This window comes from Tenacibaculum sp. SZ-18 (assembly GCF_002813915.1).
Classification (GTDB): domain Bacteria; phylum Bacteroidota; class Bacteroidia; order Flavobacteriales; family Flavobacteriaceae; genus Polaribacter.
Map to the genome: position 1 here is coordinate 3,095,159 of NZ_CP019335.1, position 25,141 is coordinate 3,120,299.

14 protein-coding genes and 1 pseudogene are annotated in these 25,141 nt (G+C 30.9%); 9 read left to right on the forward strand and 6 right to left on the reverse strand.

Annotated features, from left to right (window positions below; all coding sequences use genetic code 11):
• The first annotated feature begins 40 nt into the window (after positions 1 to 40).
• Complete coding sequence (locus BTO06_RS13950; RefSeq protein ID WP_100925899.1) at positions 41 to 2,254, forward strand: zinc-dependent metalloprotease; 2,214 nt, start codon at positions 41 to 43, stop codon at positions 2,252 to 2,254.
• A 489-nt stretch (positions 2,255 to 2,743) separates the two neighbouring features.
• Here BTO06_RS13950 and BTO06_RS13955 read toward each other — a convergent pair.
• Positions 2,744 to 3,599, reverse strand: a pseudogene (locus BTO06_RS13955) (IS982 family transposase).
• Between the two features lie 1,204 nt (positions 3,600 to 4,803).
• On the opposite strand from BTO06_RS13955, the gene BTO06_RS13960 reads away from it, so the two are divergent.
• Positions 4,804 to 8,079, forward strand: coding sequence for a reprolysin-like metallopeptidase (locus tag BTO06_RS13960; RefSeq protein ID WP_100925900.1), 3,276 nt, complete (start codon positions 4,804 to 4,806; stop codon positions 8,077 to 8,079).
• A 180-nt stretch (positions 8,080 to 8,259) separates the two neighbouring features.
• Positions 8,260 to 11,556 carry a zinc-dependent metalloprotease gene (locus tag BTO06_RS13965; protein ID WP_100925901.1) on the forward strand — a complete coding sequence of 1,099 codons (3,297 nt, stop codon included), beginning with the start codon at positions 8,260 to 8,262 and terminating at the stop codon, positions 11,554 to 11,556.
• Positions 11,557 to 11,619: 63 nt separating this feature from the next.
• Here BTO06_RS13965 and BTO06_RS13970 read toward each other — a convergent pair whose 3' ends face one another.
• The 4 genes from BTO06_RS13970 to BTO06_RS13985 all read right to left on the reverse strand — a co-directional run bounded on the left by BTO06_RS13970 (position 11,620) and on the right by BTO06_RS13985 (position 16,757).
• Entirely contained in the window at positions 11,620 to 14,346 is a 2,727-nt protein-coding gene (locus BTO06_RS13970) for a TonB-dependent receptor (RefSeq protein WP_100925902.1), read from the reverse strand.
• An 18-nt stretch (positions 14,347 to 14,364) separates the two neighbouring features.
• Complete coding sequence (locus tag BTO06_RS13975) at positions 14,365 to 15,237, reverse strand: GLPGLI family protein (protein WP_100926796.1); 873 nt, start codon at positions 15,235 to 15,237, stop codon at positions 14,365 to 14,367.
• 80 nt (positions 15,238 to 15,317) lie between these two features.
• Positions 15,318 to 16,157: a GLPGLI family protein gene (locus BTO06_RS13980; protein ID WP_232731468.1), complete on the reverse strand. Its 840-nt coding sequence runs from the start codon at positions 16,155 to 16,157 to the stop codon at positions 15,318 to 15,320.
• A 27-nt stretch (positions 16,158 to 16,184) separates the two neighbouring features.
• The gene (locus tag BTO06_RS13985) at positions 16,185 to 16,757 is read right to left on the reverse strand and encodes a hypothetical protein (RefSeq protein WP_100925904.1); all 573 of its coding nucleotides are present in this window, start codon (positions 16,755 to 16,757) and stop codon (positions 16,185 to 16,187) included.
• 122 nt (positions 16,758 to 16,879) lie between these two features.
• Here BTO06_RS13985 and BTO06_RS13990 point away from each other — a divergent pair, with 122 nt between their 5' ends.
• From BTO06_RS13990 to BTO06_RS14010, 5 genes are all read left to right on the forward strand, one after another.
• Positions 16,880 to 18,496 carry a sensor histidine kinase gene (locus tag BTO06_RS13990; protein ID WP_100925905.1) on the forward strand — a complete coding sequence of 539 codons (1,617 nt, stop codon included), beginning with the start codon at positions 16,880 to 16,882 and terminating at the stop codon, positions 18,494 to 18,496.
• Positions 18,489 to 19,169: a response regulator transcription factor gene (locus BTO06_RS13995; RefSeq protein ID WP_100925906.1), complete on the forward strand. Its 681-nt coding sequence runs from the start codon at positions 18,489 to 18,491 to the stop codon at positions 19,167 to 19,169. The genes BTO06_RS13990 and BTO06_RS13995 overlap by 8 nt, the downstream gene beginning before the upstream one ends.
• Before the next feature lie 55 nt (positions 19,170 to 19,224).
• Entirely contained in the window at positions 19,225 to 19,839 is a 615-nt protein-coding gene (locus BTO06_RS14000; RefSeq protein WP_100925907.1) for a deoxynucleoside kinase, read from the forward strand.
• A gap of 364 nt (positions 19,840 to 20,203) precedes the next feature.
• A complete protein-coding gene (locus BTO06_RS14005) occupies positions 20,204 to 20,428 on the forward strand; it encodes a hypothetical protein (RefSeq protein WP_100925908.1) in 225 nt (74 codons plus the stop codon).
• A 138-nt stretch (positions 20,429 to 20,566) separates the two neighbouring features.
• A complete protein-coding gene (locus tag BTO06_RS14010; protein WP_157811869.1) occupies positions 20,567 to 21,733 on the forward strand; it encodes a radical SAM protein in 1,167 nt (388 codons plus the stop codon).
• A 5-nt stretch (positions 21,734 to 21,738) separates the two neighbouring features.
• On the opposite strand, the gene BTO06_RS14015 is transcribed toward BTO06_RS14010, so the two are convergent.
• Positions 21,739 to 22,470: a TrmH family RNA methyltransferase gene (locus BTO06_RS14015; RefSeq protein ID WP_100925910.1), complete on the reverse strand. Its 732-nt coding sequence runs from the start codon at positions 22,468 to 22,470 to the stop codon at positions 21,739 to 21,741.
• 135 nt (positions 22,471 to 22,605) lie between these two features.
• On the opposite strand from BTO06_RS14015, the gene tamL reads away from it, so the two are divergent.
• Complete coding sequence (gene tamL, locus BTO06_RS14020; protein WP_100925911.1) at positions 22,606 to 25,083, forward strand: translocation and assembly module lipoprotein TamL; 2,478 nt, start codon at positions 22,606 to 22,608, stop codon at positions 25,081 to 25,083.
• Positions 25,084 to 25,141 lie beyond the last annotated feature (58 nt).

A 25,141-nucleotide genomic window follows, 5' to 3' on the forward strand; every position in this document is an offset into this window, starting at 1 on the left:
ACTCATAACACAATTATAAACTTATGTAAATTAAATTTAAATGAACAAAATTACACTATTTTTAGTGCTTTTTAGCGTGACCTTAATCACTGCACAAAGTTCGTGGAAAAAACTGCCTTCAGAAAACCATAAATTTCGAAGTGAAAAGAAATACATGAATGCTCATCCCAAGGGTTATTCAATATATAACTTAAACCTTGAAGAATTCAAGAAAGAGCTTACTTTCCAATCTAAAGGATTGAATAAAAGAATAAAATTACCTGGATTCAATCAAGAGTCTTATGAATATATGATCGAAGAATATTCAAATTTCACAGAACCTCTTAACCCGAAATATGGATTTTTGAAGACCTATATAATTCAAGGGACTAAAGACGAAACTATAACTGGGAAAATATCCATTGGAACTGACGGTGTACATATAGTTATTAATTCACCAAAAAAAGGAACATTCTACATTGATCCTTATACAAAAGACAATACAGTCTACATTGCATATAATAGAAAGGATATACAATACAATCAATCAGACTTTGAATGCTTGGTTAAAAGCAATATTTACGAAATAGAAAAAAAAGACGTAAAAACTAGGAAAAATCCAAATGACGGAAATTTAAGAACCTACAGACTAGCACTGGCCTGCACTGGAGAATATGCTAGTTATCATATAACTGAGCAAGGGGTTTCTTCTGGTACCAATACCGAAAAAGAATCTGCTGTTTTATCAGCAATGAATACCGCAGTGACAAGAATCAACCAAATAATGGAAAGAGAGTTAGCTGTAAAATTGGAAATAGTATTAAATGGAGGAAGAAACCCTGTTTTATTTTTAGATACTGCGACTGATGGTTACACACAAGATGATATAAGCTTAATGATAGATGAAAATATTGAAAGATGCAATGCTCTAATAGGTACAACCAATTACGATATAGGTCATTTATTTCATAAGGATAACCAAGTCAATGGACTTGCATATAGACCTGCGGTTTGTCGAAATTGGAAAGCGGGAGGGGTTACTGGAGATGTTGACCCAGTTGGAAATGCTTATTTAAACATAGTTTGTCACGAACTTGGTCATCAATTTGGAGCTAATCATACACAAAACAATACCTGTAATAGAAATACAGATACGTCAGTAGAAACTGGAAGTGGATCAACTATTATGAGTTATGCTGGGATTTGTAGTCCAAACGTTCAAGAAGCACAAGATGATTATTATCATGCAATTAGTATTGATGAAATGTGGAATACTTTACAAGGATCATCTTGTGCTACCCTTACAAATACTGGAAACTCTGTTCCTACTGCTAATGCTGGTTCAGACTATATAGTTCCTGCTGGAACTCCTTTAGTATTAACTGGAATAGGAACAGACCCAGACAGTCCAAGAGGACTTAGTTACAATTGGGAACAAACTGATAACGGTGTAGCTATAATGCCTCCAAGAATAAATAATATCGTTGGACCAATGTTTAGATCTTTACCTCCAAGTAGTTCAAGTAAAAGATATTTACCAGAATTATCAACGGTTTTATCCGGTTCAACTTCTTCTACTTGGGAAGTGATCCCTGCATTTGAAAGAGAATTAAATTTTGCTTTTAGTGTAAGAGATAATAATCCTGGTGGTGGTTCAAGTTCAAGAGATGATATGAAAATTACTGTGGTGAGTTCTGTTGGTTTTAAAGTAACATCATTAAACGCATCTGAGTCAGTAGATGGAGGAACTTTTCAAACTATTACTTGGAATGTTGCCTCAACTGATATGGATCCAATTAATTGCTCAAATGTTAGAATTAAAATATCAGTTGACGGTGGCTTATCTTTCGAAACTATAGTAGACAGTACTACAAATGATGGTTCAGAAAGTGTCTTAATACCAAACACGGCAACTAGTTTAGCAAGAATTCTAATAGAAGGAGTTGATAATATTTTTTACAATGTGAATACCTCAAACTTCACAATTGTCAATAATCCAACAGCTTCAGTTGAAAATTTTGATTTTACAAACTTTAACCTTTATCCTAACCCATCCAATGGAAACTTTAATATTAAATTTGAAGTTATTAATACAGAACTAGTTGAAATTAAGTTATTTGATATTCGAGGGCGAATGATAAAAACAAAAGAATTTAGAAACACTCCTCTTACTTTCACTGAAGAACTTCAATTTAGAGATATTAACTCAGGAATCTATTTGTTGCAAATAAAGAATGGAAATAAACGAACTACAAAGAAATTAATAATCCAATAATTTTTAGGAATGACTAGACATAAATAACCATTACAATAATTTATTGATTAAATCTATTAAACATCCTCTAAAACTACAGTATTGGAGGATGTTGTTTTTATTGTTGTATTTGATTCGAAGTTTTAAAATGATACTACCCATGTAGTCTTTTAGGGTTGTAAATAGCTATTGATTACTTTTCTATTTTCTTAATTCTACCAAAATCGTGATTTGTAGAATCCATTAAGAACTCTTGTGTCAATATTCTATTAACCCGTTAAGCAACAACATTTTGATATGAATAATATGAATCCTTCTATACTAATTAATATTTTTACTTGATAATATATCTTGATATATATTTCTTCGATATCGCGAGCCTCTATCTGAATGGTGTATAAGTTCTTTGTTTGGATATATCTTACTTTATAGCCATGGTCAAAGCTCGTAGAGTTGAACTAAATTAAAAAGTTTTATCAAAATGATAACCTATAGTAACGTGAGTTCGATTTAATTTACACCTACATTTGGTAATAAATTTTGAATCTTGATAGAAGGTTTAGCATCAAGAAAAGCGTATGCTGTTAATCCAGCAATTAGATTTCCAATAAAGTTATCAAAAGATCTATGTCTGGAGTGTTCAATTTGACAAGTGTTCTTTAGGACATCATTTACCGATTCTATAATTGCTCTTTTTCTTAGATATACTTTATCCATAAATTCAAGTGCTTTTTTTTTCATATTTTCCCTTAATTTGGTTTTTAAATGGATACCATCTACGAACAATTTATCAAATAAATCTTTTCCTAAATATTCTTTGTCTCCATATATTTTTCCGAAGATTTTATCATGGAAGCTTTTAGTTTTCAAAGGAACTCTATCATCTACTATTGCTTTAGTAATCATAAAATCAATTATTTGACCTCTATCATTACAGACTAAGTGTAACTTAAATCCGTAAAACCAACCTAAAGTCCCATAACTTTTTTCAGCAATACCTTTAAATACTTTATGTTGTTTCTCTCTTTTATAATGACAAACTTTTAATGCAGTAGAATCAATAAAAGATATACCTGAATATTTTACTAAACATCTAATTTTTAAAAATATAGACAATATCTGCACTACTTGTTTTTGAAGTTCTACAAATCTATTATAAGAAACAATACCAGGGAAGAAGTTGCTCATATGTCTACCTGCGTAATCATGGCAAAAAAACTTCAGATTACGATATGACTTTAGATTAAAAATAATCATAATAGTCATTATTTCACTTCCACTTATTTTAGATGTTCTATTGGTTTTTTTTTAATTGAGAAGAGTCAGAAATGCTGCTTTTTGTTAAAACAATATCAAATTCTTTCATAAAATCATCAAATTCACAGAAAATTTCAACATCAAGAGTTATAGCGAAAAACTTAGTTAAATAGTTAAAATTCAGCGCTTTAATTTGCTGTATTTCTTGCTTTTTATTTACAAATAAGTCAGGTTTATTACGTCGAACTCACGTTATAATAGTAATAGAATATGCATCTGTAACTAATAACTAATACATCTGGTTTTTACGACTTCAAAGATAGACATTATAAGCTAACCAAACTTGTTCTAGTCGATTCACTTCTAAAATTTTGATAAAATTTGCATATTTATAATATGATGATGAGGGTTAGTTATGATATGATCACTCTTTTGTTCTTTTATCAGTAGTTTATTAGCAGGTTAAATATCAAACAATATCTCTATTTCTACTCCCAAACTAGTCAGTTCTAATAAAAATGTAACAATTTTTTCCTTTTCCAATTCTTGGTTGTTCCGTTTTTACATAATTAACTACATTTCCTATTATTTTAACTTTCCTGACTCTATTATTAACTTGATAAAACACCATTCTACAAAACCTGAGTTTTTTACAGATAGAAGATTTATTTTTTTTCTTACAAACAAACATATTAATTACTTGGTTTTGAACTTTTTTCTGATCGGAATATTATACTACCTCTGCAAAATCAATCATCCTACCGAACAGCATTCCGTTTTTCTCTAACGCTAATGCTTGAGCATTATATGATTGTTTAGCATTTCTATTTGATGTAAATTTTGTTCTAGTGATTTTGGCATATTAGATTGTTTTTGTTATATAAATCAAAGTTCTCATAAATTTAATCATACTAAAACAGTACTACATCACTTAATTCCATATTTAAAATGCGCTTGTTTGTAAGTTAATTTCACTTTTTCTCTTTCCATTACAAAGGAAAGTTTAAGCTCATCGTATAATCTTTCTGAATAAGTTTTTCGTAAATGTTGTCGTTCATAATGTTACACATTTGTACAACGCTATTTGAGTACAATATAGAACGCAGAAAATAAAAAACGAACAACAAAACTGTTCACTTTATAATAAATCTTGTTTTTAAGAAGTGAATTTCTTTAATTTTAAAATCTAATTCAAATAATCTCGTAAACCATCCAAAATTATTCATATTTTTAACATCTGATTTAAACTTTGTTGAATAATTAACATAGTTTAATAATTATAACATAAATATTAATACATTAATTTAAGCCCAATGAAAAGAATTATATCTGTATTAGTACTTTTTTGCATATCCCTTACCAATGCTCAAAGTTCTTGGAATAAATTGGATTCCGAAAATCTAGCTTTACGAAGCGAAAAATCCCTTAGAAAATCAGAACCAACAAAGTTTTCTCTTTACAATTTAAATTTGGAAAACTTTAAAAATGAATTAACCGCTCAAACAAAAGGAAAAGAAAAAATTATTTCATTACCTGGTTATCACGGAAAATTAGAAAATTACTACATACATGAATACAATCAGTTTACGGAACCTCTTAATACAAAATATGGATTTATAAAAACTTACTCAATCCAGTCAGTCAAAAATGAAACAATTTCGGGTAAAATTTCTATTGGTACCGATGGTGTTCATATGATATTAAACTCTCCACAAAATGGAAGTTTTTATATAGAACCATATACAAAGGATAAACGAACCTATATCGGATTTGATAGAAAAAGTTTGAATAAAATAGAATCTAATTTTGAATGCATGGTCCAGAGTAATATTGCTCCAAAAGTAAAATTAAATGCTCGCATGAGAAACCCAAACGATGGTAATTTAAGAACTTATCGATTTGCTTTAGCTTGTACAGGAGAATATGCAACTTATCATATCAACGACCAAGGTCTTACTTCGGCTCCAGAAACCGAGAGAAAGGCTGCTGTTTTATCAGCAATGAATACATCACTAGCAAGAATAAATCAAGTTTTTGAAAAGGAATTAGCTGTAAAATTAAATATGGTAATTAGTGGAGGTGAAAATCCTGTTCTTTTTTTAGACGCTACGAATGATGGATATACTAACAACGACATCAGTCTCATGATTGATGAAAATATTTCAATATGCAATACGTTAATTGGAGCAAATAATTATGACTTAGGTCATTTATTTTATCAAGGACAGGATTCGGGCTTAGCCTATACGCCATCCGTATGCAGTAATTTAAAAGCTGGCGGAGTAACTGGCAGAATTAATCCAAAAGGTGACCCTTTCGATATAGATTATGCTTGTCACGAAATAGGTCATCAGTTTGGGGCTAATCACACTCAAAATAACTCCTGTCAAAGAAACACAAATACATCTGTAGAACCTGGTAGTGGATCAACCATAATGAGTTACGCTGGTATCTGTGCACCGAATGTTCAATCCAATGCCGATGACTATTTCCATGCCATTAGTATAGACGAAATGTGGCTAAGAATACAGTCTACCTGTGCGACAATATCTAATACAAATAATACAGTGCCAACTGCTAATGCTGGGCCTGACTACTCGGTTCCCAAAAATACCCCATTGAAACTTATTGGTTCAGGAACTGATTCTGATGGTATCAATTCTCTAACCTATAATTGGGAACAACTAGATAATGAGGTAGCCACAATGCCTCCCCTAGTAACAAATACTGTTGGGCCAATGTTTAGATCTGTTCCTCCAAATTCAGAAGTAACCAGATATTTACCAGAATTATCAACGGTAATCTCAGGATCTACTTTTTCTCAATGGGAAGTTCTACCTAATGTCACAAGAGTAATGGATTTCGCGTTTAGTGTCAGAGATAATCAGCCTGGTGGTGGATCAAGTGCGAGAGATGACATGAAAATTACAGTAACAGATGCAACCCCATTTAGAGTTACATCTCAAAACACATCAACAACCTGGGATGTTGAAAGTACAGCAACCATTACATGGGATAAATCAACTACGGATCAAGCTCCAATTAATTGTCAAAATGTTAGAATCAAATTATCTACTGATGGAGGTTTGACTTTCCCTATAATTCTTGCTGAAAGTACTCCTAATGATGGCACCCATGACATTGTTGTTCCAAATAACCTAACAAACTCTGCTAGAATAATGATTGAGGCGGTAGATAATATTTTTTATAATGTTAATACTACTAACTTTTCGGTTATTTCAACGGCTCCTACGTTTTTATTAACCAATACATCTTCAAAACAATTTGTTTGTAATTCAGGAGGAAACAGTGTTGAATATGATTTAACAGTAGAATATGTAAATGGTTTCAATGAAACTATTTCTTTCAGCGCTACAGATGCACCTGCAGGAGCAAATATTTCTTTTGCCCCAACTTCAATCAGTGCAAATGGTACCGTAAAAATGACAATCACTAATTTAGATGGAGTAACAGGAAATGATTATAATATTACCGTAAATGCTACATCTAATTCTGAATCAAAATCGGTTCAAGCTGAACTTGGAGTACTTGATGGAAGTTTCTCTTCATTCAACCTAACTTCTCCAGATAATAGTTCTTCAAATGTTAGTATAGTCCCAACACTAACTTGGGAAAGTATAACTGAAGCAACAGGCTATGATATTCAAATATCAACTAATAACACATTTACTAATGTCATATTAAACACAACATCTAACACCAATTCTTATGAAGTAAGTCCACCACTTTCTGGTTCAAGCATTTATTTTTGGAGAGTTAGACCTAAAAACGATTGTGCAACAGGAAACTACACTAGTGCGTTTTTCTTCAGAACTGAGAATCCTTCATATTGTTCATCAACATTTACAGATGATGCAGGAGGTGCTGATCATATTACCAATGTAACCTTTAATACAATTAATAATACTTCTGGGAATGATACTGTTGATGGTTATATAGACTATACTGCTAACTCTACTGACATTAATGCTGGTGATAGCTATCAAATTAGTGTTTCTTTTGATCCTGATGGATTCAGAGATCATTGTTATGTATTTATTGACTGGAATCAAGATTTTAATTTTGATGTTACCACAGAACGATATGACTTAGGTAGTATTTCAGGAACACCTGGAACGAGAACTGCAAATATCACAGTGCCTAACAATGCAATAAATGGAAATACAAGAATGCGTGTTATTATTCAGTATTTTGACAACAATAATTTTGTTCTAACTGACGGAGCGTGTGACTCAGATCATGCATCAGAATGGGGAGAAACAGAAGATTATACTGTTAATGTAATTAATGCGACAGCTTCAATTGACGATTTTGATTTTACAAATTTTAAAGTATACCCTAATCCTTCAAATGGAAACTTCAATGTAACATTCGAAGTGGTAAATACAGAAAAAGTAAATATTAAATTATTCGATATTCAAGGAAGATTAGTGGAAGAAAGAGATTATAAAAATATCCCGACTGTATTTTCTGAAGAATTAAATTTAAATAGTGTTAACGCTGGATTGTATTTACTTCAAGTACAAAACGGTGATAAACGTACCACAAGAAAATTAGTTATTAAATAAACCATATAATAAATCTAACAAATAGGCGAGCTTAACAAGTTCGCCTTTTTTTATGAATTATATCAAAAATCCTCATTTATACTTTATGAAATGACCCACAAAATCATTACATTTAACTGACTACAAAATAATTGCTCAACAATATTGATATTTATGCATCACTAAACCAAAACTTCCCCCATGAACAGAATTATATTTTCAGTTGTACTTTTTTGTATTAGTGTAACCTATTCACAGGGTTCTTGGAAGAAATTAAACTCAAAAAAAACAGTATTCAAGTCCAAGTTATTGTTAAGAAAAGCTAATCCATCAAAATTTACACTCTTCAACTTAAACTTTAAAAAATTTAAAGCTGAACTCTCCTTAGAAACAAAAAATTACGAAAACAGCATTTATCTTCCTAATGAAGAAGGAACACTCAGTGAATACTTAATTGAAGAAACCTCTAATTTTACTAATGATTTGCACCCAAAATATGGTTTTATCAAATCATTCTCTTTAAAAGGAGTGAACAATCGAACGAAATCAGGTAAAATATCTATTGGTTCTGATGGTGTATACATTACTATCTATTCAGTTAATAAACCTACTTTTTACATTGATCCTTATACAAGGGATAAATCTACATACATTTGTTACAGCAGAGCTCATATTGATAAATCTACACATCAAAATGAATGTCTTTTTAACGAAGAAGCAATAAAACAAGGATTTCAAAGGAAAAACAATTTAAAAACTCCTGATGATGGAATCTTGAGATCATACAGATTGGCACTAGCTTGCACAGGAGAGTATGCTCAATTTCATATTAATCAACAAGGAACTGAAAGTGGAACAGAAACAGAGAAAGAGGCAGCTGTACTTTCAGCAATGAATACCACCATGACTCGTGTCAACGGAATTTACGAAAGGGAATTATCTGTTCGAATGAATATTGTTCTTGTTAATGGTGAAAATCCATTAATATATCTTGACGCTAATACAGATGGATATACAAATAATTCAAACTCTACTTTAATAACTGAAAATCAAAATAAATGTGATAATGAAATTGGAAACAATAATTACGACATTGGTCATTTGTTTAGCAAACCAGATACTGGTGCAAGTGGTTTAGCTGGTTTAGGTGTTGTTTGTAAGACAGGCCAAAAAGGAGCTGGCATTACAGGAACAAGTGTTCCTATTAATGATCCATTTGATGTAGACTTTGTAGCTCATGAAATTGGACATCAGTTTGGCGCTCCCCATACGTTTAATAATTCTTGTAATGGAAACCGATCAGCATTAAATGCTGTGGAACCTGGAAGTGGCTCAACCATTATGGCTTACGCGGGAATTTGTGTGCCAAACGTACAGAACAATAGTGACGATTATTTTCACTCTTATAGTATTACAAGTATGTGGAATTACATTCAAACTACATCGTGTGCAACTACCATTAATACCGGAAATACAGCGCCAGTAGCTAATGCTGGAAACGATTATAATGTTCCGAGTGGTACTCCTTTAATTCTAAAAGGAAATGCATCCGACGTTGATGGAACCGATAATTTGAGCTATTCATGGGAACAAATTGATATTGAAATTGCAAATATGCCTCCGGCGTCTGGTAATACAGACGGGCCACTTTTTAGATCTCTTGAACCTTCAACTTCTACAGACAGATATTTACCTCCTTTAGAAACAGTTATTTCCGGAGCCACTTCAACAGCTTGGGAGGTCATTCCTACTGTAGCAAGGGAAATGAATTTTTCTTTGTTGGTTCGTGATAATAATTCAGGAGCGGGATCTTCGGATAGAGATGATATGAAAATTACGGTAACAGATGCTGAACCCTTTACTGTGATTTCACAAAATAGCGCCATAACCTGGAATGTCGGAAGTACGCAAACAATAACTTGGAATAAATCTACCACTGATTTAACTCCTATCAATTGTCAAAATGTTAGAATCTCTCTTTCAACTGATGGAGGAATAACATTTCCTATAATTCTAGCAAATAATACACCTAATGATGGAATTCATACAATTACTGTTCCTGATTTTGAAACTACTACAGCAAGAATTATGATTGAAGCCATAGATAATATTTTCTACAATGTTAATAGTTCTGATTTTTCAATAGTATCAACCATTCCTACTTTTGTTGTTACCAACAATAGTGGAAAACAAATTGGTTGTAATACCAACTCTTCAACTGTTGAATATGATTTAGAGTTAGATTTTAGAAATGGTTTTAATGAAACGGTATCTTTTTCTATTGAAAACGCACCTCAAAATGCAATAGCTACATTTAGTCCAACTACAATTAATAGTGATGGAATGGTAAAATTGACGCTTTCTAATCTTATTAGTGCGGTTCCTGGGGATTATAATGTCAAAATAAATGCGGTCTCAACAACAGTAAATAAAACAACGAACGCAGAGTTAGAAATATCTGATGGATTTTTAACGGGATTCGCTTTGATTTCTCCATCCAATGGTGCAACTGATGTAAGTATAAATCCAAAATTAGATTGGCCACTCATTCCGGAAGTTGAAGCGTATGAAATTCAAATTGCTAGCGATACTTCTTTTAATAATATAATTTTAAATACAACCTCAACTACCAACACATATACGGTAAGTACTTCATTAAATGGTTTGACTGAATATTTTTGGAGGGTTAGAGCAACAAATTCTTGTGGAGTGGGAAATTATACACTTCCTTATAGTTTTACAACACTCGATCCATCGTATTGTTCTTCCTCTTTTTCTGATGATGCAGGTGGCGCGGACCATATAACGAATGTAACTTTTAATTCAATTAATAATACCACTGGTAATGATACTGTAGATGGTTATATCGACTACACCTCAATAAGCACAGATATAAATGCTGGAAATACCTACCAAATCAGCGTTACTTTTGATCCAGACGGATTTCAAGATCATTGTTACGTATTTATCGATTGGAATCAAGACTATATTTTTGATGTTAATACAGAAAGGTATGATTTAGGAAGTGTATCTACAACTACTGATACTAAAACTGGGAACATTACCGTTCCAACTGATGCTACTCCCGGTACTACAAGAATGAGAGTAATTGTCCAGTATTTTGATAATACTAGTTTTATTTTAACTGATGGTCCTTGCGATATAGATCATGCATCCGAATGGGGTGAAACTGAGGACTACTCGTTAAATATTATTAATAACACTGCTAATATTGATGAGTTTGACTTTGCTAATTTAAAGGTGTTTCCTAATCCCTCAAATGGTAATATTACCATAACTTTTGAAGTACTCAACCCTGAAAATATTTTGATTAAAATGATCGATATAGGAGGTCGAGTCATCAAAGAAAAAATATATAATAACACTGCTGCTATATTCTCAGAGAAACTACAATTGAATGGTATTAGTTCAGGTTTATATCTTTTAGATATTAAAAATGGCAATAAACGAACTACGCGAAAACTAATTATAAAATGATATAATAATAAATAGAAACATCGAGCTTTCACAAACTCGACGTTTCTGATTAATCCTGAAAAATTATAAATTATACGTAACATTAAATGTTACAAATCGTGGTTGTACAATATATACAGATGAACTATTGAATATCACATTAGAATCGTCTTGATTCAAAGATTTAGTATTTAATAAGTTAGTTGCCTTTATTTTATACTCCCATTTACTATCTCCTTTTTGATAAGTTAAGTCTGCATCCCAAAAACTATAATCGTTTAAAGTTCTCGATTGATTTCTGAAGTTGTTATACGTATAGCTAGTGTTGAATACTAAATCATTAGTAATAAATGTATCGAAATTGATAAATGGACTGTGGGTTGTAAATGTATTTATAATTCCTCCTTGATCATACTTATTAATACTTACATTATATCCAAAATCGAAATTCGGAAACTCTCTAAAATTCGAACTAAATCTTGTTCTGTAAGCCTGCGTAAACGAGTTAGACTCTCTATTCTCATTTTGATTGGTAATTCCTGAAAAGAAAAGGTTATTAGAAATCGAATATACCATATTCCCTCCTAATGTAATTTTAAACTTTCTATAACTTTTTTGGAAGTTTGCATTCGCGGAAATTGTTTCGTCTGGAAAAACAGAATTAATCGAACTAGAAACTTGATCGACTCCATTAAAAACAGTTGCTCCTTTAACAGCATCTATTAATTTACTATAATTAACACTAGCAAAAACATTGGTATAATTAAACATATTAAAGCTAAAATAACTTAAGTTTATATTATGAGATAACGAACTTTCTAATTCTCTATTTCCTCTGTACAAACGGTTATAGTTATTAAACACAAAGCCTTCTGCAACTCTATTAATATCAGTAAAACTTACTTGCTGACTATAATCTAATCGTAGCGTTTCAGATTTTTTCAAAGCTACTTTAATAGAGGCATCTGGAAGTAATTTTATAAAAGTATTATCAAAAACACTTCCCAATTGGGTGTTTACTGCAGCATACTTATGGGCTGTAAATCCTTGATTGAATGTGAAAATTCCAGTGATAAATTTATAATGTAATCCTGCGTAATAATCATCAAAAGTATATTCAACATCGTTAATAGCGTCAGGATTATTAATATTGATTTGATCTCCATTATCCAACACCTGGAAAACATCTGAATTAAATTGCTGATTACTAAGCGTTGTTCCAAAAGTTAGATTTAAATTACTTTTAGCATTTATTACATAGAAGTAATCTAGTTTAGCATCCAACTTGTTTGTTTTAACTCTTTTGTTCTGGGAAACATCAAATAAGGATTGATTTATTAATCCTAATTGATTGAAAAATGATAATTGTGATAGTTGTGCATTATAAAAAGGATCTTCATTTTGCCATAAATGTTGCCCTTCAAAAGCAAAAATATTATTATCATTTAATGTATAGTAATAATTAAAATTCTGATTAATAGAATATGGATTTTGACTTGTTAATTGATTAATTGGAACAGATGTGAAAGTTCCATCAATAGTAGTACGATTAGATGTTAATAATTGAGTTTCTTTTTGATCTGAAATCTTAGCAAACAAATCATAATCGAATTGATTATCGGCATTTGCTTTATAACTTGAACTTACTTTTATCAAGCCTAAATCACTTTTTTGATTTGTAATACTTTGAGTAGTTTCTGTATCAATTGAACGAGAATCGTCAATGTTTGGATTCAAGTAATTCCTTACTGTATTTTCCTCTAAATCTGTATTTGAACCTGAGTAAATTGCGAATCCGCTTAAATCCCAATCTTTCTTAGGTAAGTAACTGAAATTTAACGCCCCAAAACGAGATTCAATTTCTTTAGCTCTGTTATTTCTTAATGTTAAAAATCCAATATCTGAAGAAGCAACATTAAATCCTGTTCCTCTTCCTCCACCTCCACGGAAACCTCCCGTGAATTTAAAATAATCACGACGTGTAAAAGGAACTTCACCAATGTTATTGAAATCTGTTATCAGGTTTAAACTATACTTTGGACTGTAATAAAACAACTTCGGATGAACGATGTAACGTGTATCATCAGTTGCCATTCCAATTCCGGCAGAAACTTCTCCAAACCAGAAGTTCTTCTTTCCTTCTTTCAATTTTAAATTGATTACAATATTATCTTCATTATCAGTTACGCTGCTCATTTGCCTAACCTCACTATGATTCTTTAAAACTTGTACTTTATCAATTGCATTTGCAGGAATATTTTTTGTTGCCAATTTAGAATCACCATCAAAGAAATCTTTTCCTTCAACCATTACCTTACTAACTGTTTTTCCTTCAACCTGAATTTCTCCTTCATCATTTACTTCAACACCTGGTAATTTATTTAAAACATCTCCTAATTTTTTCTCAGTTCCACTTTTAAAAGAATCTGCATTGTAAACAATTGTATCTCCTTTTACCGTCACGGGCATTTTAGAAACGATTTCAACTTCATCAAGAGTATTATCAAAAGTTAATACGATATCCTTTTTAATATCTGATTCCTTTGTTAAAATCTGAATTTCTCCTGATTTCATTCCTACATAACTAGCCTTAATTACATAACTTGCATTTTTATCTAAATTCAGTTTATAATTACCAAAAGAATCGGTAAAACCATAGGAGTCAATTTTTTTAGTTTCTTGATTTACAGCAATCATATTCGCCATTTCTAGTGTATTTCCGCTGTCATCTTTTACTACTCCCGACAGTTTAATTTGGGCACTAGTATAACTAGCGATCAAAATGACCGCCAATAGTAATATTCGTTTCATTATAAAATATTTGGTTATCTAACGTCTAGAATTTCGACCTCTTCTTCCTCTCCACATTCCGCGCATCTCTTCCATTTTTTCCTTTACAATCTTATTATATTTCTCTCTAGTTACTTTTTCACCTTTAGTGGGCGCTTTAATTTCAACACGTTCTTTTGGATTTAAAACAACTTGCGTACATAAAACTGTAGTTCTACCAGAGTTAATTTCTAGAATTAGTCCTGGTAACCCCCAGTATTCTCCAGGACCATTGCTTACTGGAATTTGAGGAGTATACCAAGCTGTTACTAAAACTTCTTTTGGTATTTCAATATCTTCTGTTACCTCCTTGACATTGGCCGTATCTTTATTTTTATCTTCCTTACCACGATTTCCATCTCTTCCTCTACCTCGTCCTCTTCTTCTCATATTTTGCCAATCGAATTCATCGGTCTTTTTAAGCATTGTAGCTTTGTAACATAAATAATTTCCTATTTGTTTCGTTTCTCCTGTCATTTCCCATTTTGGCATTTCAGAATCATCTTCAATTAAGAATTTCTTGCCGAAAAATTCACGCTCTTCTACAAACTTTTTATCAGTAATACTTTTGTATTGTAACTCTGCTGAAAAGCCTCCAAAACTAAAACCTCCTCCCCTGCCTGGTGCTTCTAACCTCTCATCTTCTTTATATATGGAAGCACTTTTATTAAACTGAAGTACATACTTTTTCTCAAGCATATTCTTCATTCGTTCCATAATTCTTTTCTTCTGTTGTTCCGACATTTCTCGGTTATTCCATTGTTCTAAGTTGAAGGTAGTTTTTGATTGATAGATTGCCTTACCATAGAAGTTTTTTTGAGAAAAACTTGCTATCGTAAAGAAAATAAACAAATAAGTTACAATTGATTTCATGTTGATTAGCTTTATTATTTCGTTAAAGATAATACTCATTATCGGGTGTTAGACATAAAAAAAAGCTAAAGGTTTAATTACTATCCTTGAATTTCAATACTTATTGATTCTCCTCCATTTTTTGACTTCCGATTATTCTTAAAACGCTCCATCATTTCCTCTGTTTTTTCACGCATAATCTTATTAAATTTCTCTTGAGAAACTTTCTTTCCTTTTTTAGGTTTTTTGATTGTTACTTTTTCAGATGGATTTAAAACTAACTCAGAACACACGATTGTTAATTTTCCTTCATGAACTTCTAAAATTAATCCTGGTAACCCCCAAAACATTCCTGGACCATTGCTTACTGGAATTTCTGGTGTATACCAAACCTCAGTAATTACGGTCACTTTCTTTTTTGTTTCTTCTTTATCTCCATCCGTCATGGTATAACTAACTCGTTCTTCTTCTCTTGATCTAGTTGCTTTGTAACAATTGTATTTACCTATCTTTTTCGTTTCAGCTGTCATTTCCCACTCTACAGTTTCTAATTTATCTTCAATTAAAAATGTCTTACCACTTATTTCTGTTTTATTTCTATACACTTTTTTATTTACATCTTTGTATAACACATCATTTCCACCTCCATCTCCAATCATAACAATACTTACTCCTCCAGCTTGCGGTTCTGGTTTTAACTCTTTGTTCTGAGTGTACGTAGATTCTGTTTTATTAAAATTTAGTGTAAATGTTTTTTGTGACATTTTCTTTAATTGATCATGCAACTTTTTTTGTATTGCTGAATTTGGTGCATTCTGATCTGTACTTATTTTGATATCCATATTTCTATGGGTTTTATAAGTTGCTTTCCCTTGAAATTTTTGTGCACCAGCTATGATTGACAACAAGACCATCGTCAGAAATAATGTAATTCTCATCATACTTAATTATTGTATTTAGCTTATTTATTATTGATTCTTAGTATAATTAGACATAATATTTATCAACTTGTCTAAGTCTTTTATTTTACCTGTGATGATAAAACTTTGTTTCGTTTCAAATTTCAACTCGTCTTTATCTTTACCTTTTACTTTACATCCTAAAGTGATTTCCTCATTCTCATCCTTATCTTTTAAGGACTCTTTCACTTCATTCCAGTTAATTTCTTTTAATTCTTCTATTGATTCCACAGTGTAAACCAATGATGATTTTTCTACTTTCGTTTTACTGAACTCATAGTTTGATATCATTTTAATAAGCTGATCAATGTTCCCAGCATTTCCAGATATTAAGAAATTATGTTTTGATTCTGACTTAAATTCTTCCCCTTTTTTCTTTATCTTGATGCCAAGTGATATTTCTTCATCTTTATCTGCATCTTCAAAAAACTCTTTGGTATCATCCCAATTAATTTTCTTCACTTCATCTGTAGAATCAACTGTGAACGTTAATGATGTAGTTTTATATTTTATATTTTTCTTTTCCTGAGCATATGTATTTAGTGAAATAATTGCTACGATTATTGTAATTATATTTTTCATGATTTTTTAGTTATTACGTTTCACATACAAATATGATTTCAAAAAACAGCTTTCTTGGTTAACGAGTGTTAACTAGTGTTAACCGACTAATTTTGTTAACATTTATAATGTACTTTTGAACTATGAAATCAAAAAAATATAATTGGATTCTTTATTTCATCACAGCAACTATTATTACCACCATTGCTGTTCAGTTTTATTGGAATTATAAAAATTACCAACAAAACAAACAACGTGTTATGAATGAAATTCAGATAAGTTTAGACAATGCTGTTGAACAGTATTTTGCCGACTTATCGAAGAAAAATTACTTTGCAATTGTTACAGACAGGAAAGATTCTACACGACAAAATAAAATGAAAAATATTTGGAAGAATATCTTTTCTAAAATTGACAGTACAAAAGGAAAAACAAAAAATACTTCGAGAAAAAAAGATTCTACTTCAAAGGTTGACTTCCAAATAACTTCCATTAAGCTTGAAACCGATGATAAAACAGACTTTTATAGAACAGCTTCTGCCATTGATAGTCTAATGCGAGATACCATTTTTGAGTTAGAAAGAAACATAGACAAAAAAACGCCAATAAAAGGATTCACTCAATTTCATAAAGATGGAATAACTGGAACCCACATTGAAGGAAATTCTATTTCTAATGTTAAAGTGTATAGAGGAAAAAGAGCTACAGATAGTTTAAAGCTTATAGAAGGATTACAAACCGTTTTTGTTGCTATTCAAAACGACTCTATCAATCCTGTTAAAATAGATTCTATTTTAAGAAAAGAACTAACACAAAAGAAAATCAATATTCAGTTTGGTTTTGAATACTTCAAAGCTGATACACTTCGTGCGGATTTTTTACCTGTTCCTATAAAACAATTCGACATTATCGAGTCAAAATCCACTTTTCTTGGACCAGACAAACAGTTTAAAATGAAGTATTCTAATCCGTCGACTGAAGCTTTAAAAAGGAGTTCAACAGGAATATTATTATCATTGTTATTGTCTTTAGCAGTTATTTCAAGTTTATTTTATTTACTTAAAGTAATTAACGAACAAAAAGAACTAGCAGAAATTAAAAACGATTTAATTAGTAACATCACACACGAATTTAAGACGCCAATCACAACAGTTTCAACTGCTTTGGAAGCAATTAATAGTTTCAATGCGATTGAAGATATTGAGAAAACTAAAAAGTATGTTTCAATCTCTGAAAATCAAATTAAAAAGTTGCATTTAATGGTTGAAAAACTGTTGGAAACGGCAACACTTGATAGCGAAAAACTACTGTTAAAGAAAGAACAAGTTGAAGTAATTAACTTGCTAGAGAAACTGTCAAACAAACATCAACTTTTAACAACAGAAAAAGATATTCAGTTCTCTTCCAATGCAAACTCATTATATTTAAATGTTGATGAATTTCATTTTGAAAATGCGCTGTCTAACTTAATTGATAATGCTGTAAAATATGGAGGTGATAAAATTGATGTGTTATTAATTTCCGAGAGAGACAACATTACTATAACAGTATCCGACAACGGAAAAGGAATCGACAAAAATCAACAAGAAAAAATATTCGACAAGTTTTATCGAATCCCAAAAGGAAATACGCACGATGTAAAAGGATTTGGGATTGGTCTGTACTACACAAAAAAAATCATTGAAAAACATCATGGATCTATAAATTTACAAGCGAATCCTGGTAAAACTATTTTTAAAATCAACCTAACCAATGAGTGAAAAGATAAAGTTATTACTAGCAGAAGATGAGCCAAGTTTAGGACAAATCGTTAAAGAAAGTTTAGAAACCAGAAACTTTCAAGTAATTCATGCACTGAACGGTGAAGAAGCTTATGAATTATACGAAAAAGAACAACCTGAAATTTTGGTTTTGGATGTAATGATGCCTCGAAAAGATGGATTTACATTAGCAAAGGAAATTAGAGCAGAAAACAGTACTATTCCCATTATATTCTTAACAGCGAAATCGCAAACTAAAGATGTAATTGATGGTTTTCAGCATGGAGGAAATGACTATCTAAAAAAGCCATTTTCCATGGAGGAATTAATTGTTCGTGTTTATAATTTACTTGATCGAGTAAACTTAAAAAGAAACTTAGAAAAGATACCTATTGGAGAATTCACCTTAAATTACGAAAAACAAAAACTACATTACAAAGACGATGTCGAACTTTTGACTCATAGAGAATGTGAGCTCTTGTACTATCTTTCTGAAAAGAAAAATGAAGTTTTAGACAGAACTTTTATTTTAAATAAACTTTGGGGAAATGATGACTTCTTTAATGCACGCAGTATGGATGTCTTTATTTCTAAATTGAGAAAGAAACTAAAAAAAGATCCTTCCGTTGAAATTATTAACATTCGAGGTTATGGTTATAAATTAACCTGCTAATCTTAAAAATTATTGAAAATTATATGTAATTTTGACCGCCTAAAAACTATGATGTATGCACATAGCAATCGCAGGAAATATTGGAGCTGGTAAAACTACATTAACCAAATTATTAGCTAAACATTACCATTGGGAACCGCACTTTGAATCAGTAGATGAGAATCCGTATTTAGATGATTTTTACAGTGAAATGGAACGCTGGTCTTTTAATTTACAAGTATATTTTTTAAATAGTAGATTCCGACAAATTCTAGAACTTCGTAAATCAGGAAAAGCTATTATTCAAGATAGAACTATTTATGAAGATGCTCATATCTTTGCTCCAAACCTACATGCGATGGGATTAATGACTAATAGAGATTATGGAAATTATTCTTCTCTTTTTGAATTAATGGAAAACTTGGTAACACCTCCTGATTTATTGATTTATTTGCGTGCAGACATTTCGACGTTAGTTGGGCAAATCCATAAGAGAGGTCGCGATTATGAAAGTTCAATAAGTATTGATTATTTAAGCAGATTAAATGAAAGATACGAAGCTTGGATTAGCACTTACAATAAAGGAAAGTTATTAATCATTGAGGTTGATAAACTTGATTTTGTTGACAAACCAGAGGATTTAGGTTATATCATTGACAGAATTGATGCACAGATAAACGGACTTTTTTAATCGTAGTAAAGTCTATTTTCAAAATATATAAAACTCACTATTGATATAGTGAGTTTTTTTTGTTGTACTAAACTCGATTAACACTGATTATGATTTTTTTTAGAAAGTAATATTTATTTTTTACCCTAAAACACAACGGATTCGTTTTGAAAACAATATAACTGAACCCATGGTTACTTTTTATAAAAAGTATCTCCATTTTTTATAAATAGGAACTCCATTCACTTCATTTTATAAGTCGTTCATCCAATATTTGTATTGAACTTACAGCCAAATAACGAGCTAAGTTTTGACAAATACAGGATGCTGAAAATGTATTGTTTAATAATCAAATAAGAGTAAGCTAAAAACTAAATTTTATAAAATGAAAAAATCATTTTTTTTATCGAAAGGATTAGAGAAATTTTCAAACAAACAAATCAATGATTTATCCCTTATCAAAGGAGGAGCAATTCCAGCAGACGATGATGTGATTTATTATCCGACGAGCGGTGGAGGTAAAAAATGTCCACATGGTCAAGTTTGGAGTGATAAACTGCAAAGATGTGTGTCAATTGCAGAAAAAGACGAAGAAAGATTCAGATTCTAAAATTAGTTTACTAAATCTCTCAAGGAAATTGTAATCTCTTACAATTTCCTTGTTTAAAATAAATAATCCAACATGACTTTCAATTCTTTAGCCTTAAAAATAGCGAGTAGATGTAACTTAAACTGTTCTTATTGTTTTATGTATAATCTCGGAGATACTACTTATAAGAAACAACCAAAATTTATGTCTGCCGAAATTGCAAATCATGTCATAGAAAAAACAAAAAATTACATTCAGAAATACAACAAAAAAGAATTCTCTTTTATATTTCATGGAGGTGAACCTCTATTAGCATCTAAGCAATTTTATATTGATTTCGTTACAAAAGTTAATGAGATGAAAAAAGAACTTCCTGATGTTTCATTTTTCTTTGATGTACAAACAAATGGTGTTCTTTTAGATAAAAATTGGATAGCACTATTCAAATCTCTAAATATTGCACCTAGCATAAGTGTTGATGGAACTAAAAAAGCTCATGACATGTTCAGAGTTGATCATAAAGGGAATGGTAGTTACGACAAGGTTTTTAAGAGTGCCCAGCTATTAAAGGAAGAAATGGATTACGCAGACATTGCTTGTGTTATCAACACCAATGAATCTCCCGAAAAAATCTATGCCAGTTTTAAAAGAATGAATGCTACTTATGTAAATTTTTTAATTCCTGATTACACCCATGATAACTTTCCATTTAACAAAAATGAAACAACCATGGCTAACTGGCTTATTACTTTATTTGATATTTGGATTCGTGATGCAAATCGATTCAAAATCCCCTTATTTCTTGGACTTCTAAACTCCTTAATGAGAATAACTGAAGATGCTAAAAATGAGTCAACAGTTTTAGTTATCGAAACAAACGGTGAAATAGAGGCTATTGATTCTCTTAAAGCTTGCGGACATGGTTTTACCAAAACTGGATTAAACATTACCTCCAATAATTTAGAAGATATTCAAAATACCTCACTAGGTAATTTATATTTCAATGATTTAAACTCCAAGCTTTGTAATCAATGTTTGCAATGTCCATTAAATGAAATCTGTAAAGGAGGTCGATTAGTTCATCGTCATAGTAAACATAATGGTTTTAACAATCCATCTGTTTATTGTAATGATTTGATTAAACTTATTGCGCACGTTCAAAAGTTCTTTATTTCTTGCTATCCAGAACTACATGAAAAGGAAAATATTGAAGCAATTAACCCTAAAGAAATTATGGAATATCTTTCTAATATTTCTAAAGAAGTTGAAAGTCCTTTTAAAAAAGAGCTTGAATCATTTTTACAACAAGAATCCGTTTTGGTTTAAAAAGATTAACCTCTCTTAAACTCACTTAATAAAATAGCCGTTGCAGTTGCCACATTCAAACTTTCTGTTTTTTGAGTTTTACCGAATCTAGGTATGGTAAGCTTTTGTTGAATTATACTATTAATTTCATCAGAAATACCGTTGGCTTCATTTCCCATTACTAGTATTCCTTCTTTAGGTAAATCAGTTTTATAAACATTATTTCCATCCATATCAGCGGTGAAACTTGGTAACTCTGAATTTTGAATAAAGCTCTTCAAATCGGTATAAAAAATTTTAACTCTTGTAATAGATCCCATTGAAGACTGAATAACCTTTTGATTATAACAATCAACAGTATCTTTAGAACAAACTAATTGCTCAACTCCAAACCAATCACATAAACGAATAATAGTTCCTAAATTCCCAGGATCATTTATTGAGTCTAAAGTAACTATTAATCCTTTGTTTAGTATTGAAACTGTTTTAGGAATACGAAAAATCCCCAGTACTTTATTTGGTGTTTTAAAAGTGCTAACTTTTTTGAGTTCCGCTTCTGATATCTCAATTATTTTAGTTGTATCTGTTACTTTAACGATTCCAGTTTCAGTTAAAAAGATTTTCTCAAGCTCAAGATGGGAAGTTAATAATTCATTTACAACCTTGATTCCTTCGGCGATAAATAAGCCGGTTTCTTGCCTATATTTTTTCTGACGTAAACTATTTATTAGTTTGGTTTGATTTTTGGATAAACTCATTCGTAGTTTTTTAACAGCACATTACCATAAAAATGGTATTTTTGATGACTTACTTGACTTTATCTACGTTTATTTTAAATGTATTACTACTTAAAACAAGCGTAAATCAAGTACTAAATACGCAGCGTAAAGTTAATGAAAAAACTTTCTTTTTATTTATTATTCACCATACTGCTAAGTTCATGTAACACAACAAAACATGTCCCAGTAAATGAGTTATTATTAACTAAAAACACCATTACAGTAGATAATGTTGAGCGTAATGATGAAAAATTAAAAGAACTTCTACTTCAACGCACAAATGCCCGTGCTATTGGTCTTCCTTTATCATTGTACTTCTATAACTTAGGAAATCCAAAAGGATCACAGGATGTAGATGAATGGAAAAAAAATCACCCAAAATGGTACAATACTTTCAAAGATATTTTCTCTGAAAAACAAAGTATTGCAGTTGCTAATTCATTTATAGGACTTAATCAATGGTATCTTAATAACGGGCAAGCACCTGAAATTATAAGTGACAAAAAAACAAAAAGTACAGTTAACAACTTACGAATGTATTTTCAAACAGAAGGTTATTTCAGAGCTAAAGTATGGTCAAAGAAAGATACCGTTGGAGAGAAAAAGGGCGCAATTTCTTACTTTGTTGAGAAGAATAAACCATCATTTTTAGACTCAATTAAAATAAACATTCGCTCACAAGTATTAGATTCGATATACACAAGGGAAAAAGGAAATAGCTTTCTAAAAGTTGGAGAGCAATACAAAAATCAAAGTTTCATTAATGAAGCAAATCGTTTAGTAAAACTTTTCAGAAATAACGGTGTTTATCATTTTAATGAAAATTATATAGAGTTTATTAATGATACCTTAAAAGACTACCAAAAAACAAAAGTTGAATTAGGAATTTTAGATCGATTAGTTGAGCAAGATGGAAACTATATTTCTAAGCCTTTCAAAATTCAAAAAATAAAAAACATCAACGTTTATACCGATTACACTTATAACAAGAGAAATGTTCCCTATTTAGACTCTATTTCCTATAATGGTGTTACGTTTTTTGCTCATGAAAAATTAAGATATAATCCAAAATATTTAAGTCAATCGGTTTTTATCAAACCTAATCAAATTTATACCGATTCGCTAAGAAATTTAACTCAATCTCATTTAAGAGCTTTAAGAAATTTCAAATCTACCTCAATAAGGTATAGTTCTTTAATGAATGATGATGAAGGTTTGGAAGCTAATATATTCTTAACTCCAAGAGAGAAATACACAATAGGTGTAGAAACAGAACTATCACGTTCTAATATTCGAAACTTCGATATTTCAGCCAAGTTTTCGATTACAAACCGAAATACTTTTAAAGGATCAGAAATATTTAAATTATCGTTTTCTGGAGGTTATTTCAATTCGAGCAACGGACCTGGTTACGAGATAGGTACGAACGCATCTCTTGAAGTTCCACGATTTATGGCACCTTTCGGTTTACACAAATTAGTTCCGAAAAGAATGCAACCTCGAACTATTTTTTCTTCTGGTTTAAATATTCAAAAAAATATAGCTCTTGACAAACAAAACATTTCTCTTGGGGTCGATTACAGATGGAATTTTAACCGAAAAAAATCAATTCAATTAGAATTAATAAATGCTCAATATGTAAGAAACTTAAATGTTAGTAATTATTTTAATATTTATAGGTCTGAATATAGAAGTTTAATTGATATTGGAAAAAACACTATTCCTAATATTACTCCACCTGAAAATATCCCTGGAAACTTTGAAGCCATTACTAATTACGCAATTAGCATTGCTAGCTCCCCTAATTTGAGTGCCTCAGATGCAACAATCCTATCAAACATTATAAATAGGTACATAATTGTTACCTCAGATTTCCTTATACCGGAAATAGCTTATGCTTTTACATACAACAATCAAGAAAATGTTAAGGATAAGGACTTTTCTTATTTCAGATTTAGAATAGCAAATTCGGGAAATATTATGGGATTGTTATCCAATCAAACCAATGAAAACAATCAAAAAACAGTTTTTAAAATCCCAGTTGCTCAGTACTTTAAGACTGATATCGAGTATAAAAAATTTTGGGATTTAGGTCAAAATAATGTGATCGCACACAGAACACTATTAGGAGCAATAATTACATATGGTAATTCTGCAATACCGTTTTCAAGAAGTTACTTCGCAGGGGGGTCAAATGACATTAGAGCATGGAGAACATATGAACTAGGACCAGGTAGAAGGTTACCGGGTTTAGAATATAATATTGGGAGTTTAAAATTCTTAACCTCATTTGAATATCGATTTGACATCGCTGGAAGTTTAAAAAGTGCAATTTTTATTGATGCAGGAAATATTTGGGACATTACAAACTCTCCTTTAATAGACAAAGAATCTCGTTTCTCAGGATTAAAATCGTTGACTGATATCGCTGTTGGAACCGGATTTGGAGTTCGATATGATTTTAAATTTCTAATAGCTCGTTTAGACTTAGGATTTAAAGTACGTGAACCATACTTAACAGACAAAAGATGGTTTCAAAATTTTGGATTCTCAAATGCAGTATATAATATTGGAATCAACTATCCATTCTAAAAAAATACTTAACTATAACGTAATCGTAATCTCTTCTTGATTTTCTTCTTTTACACGA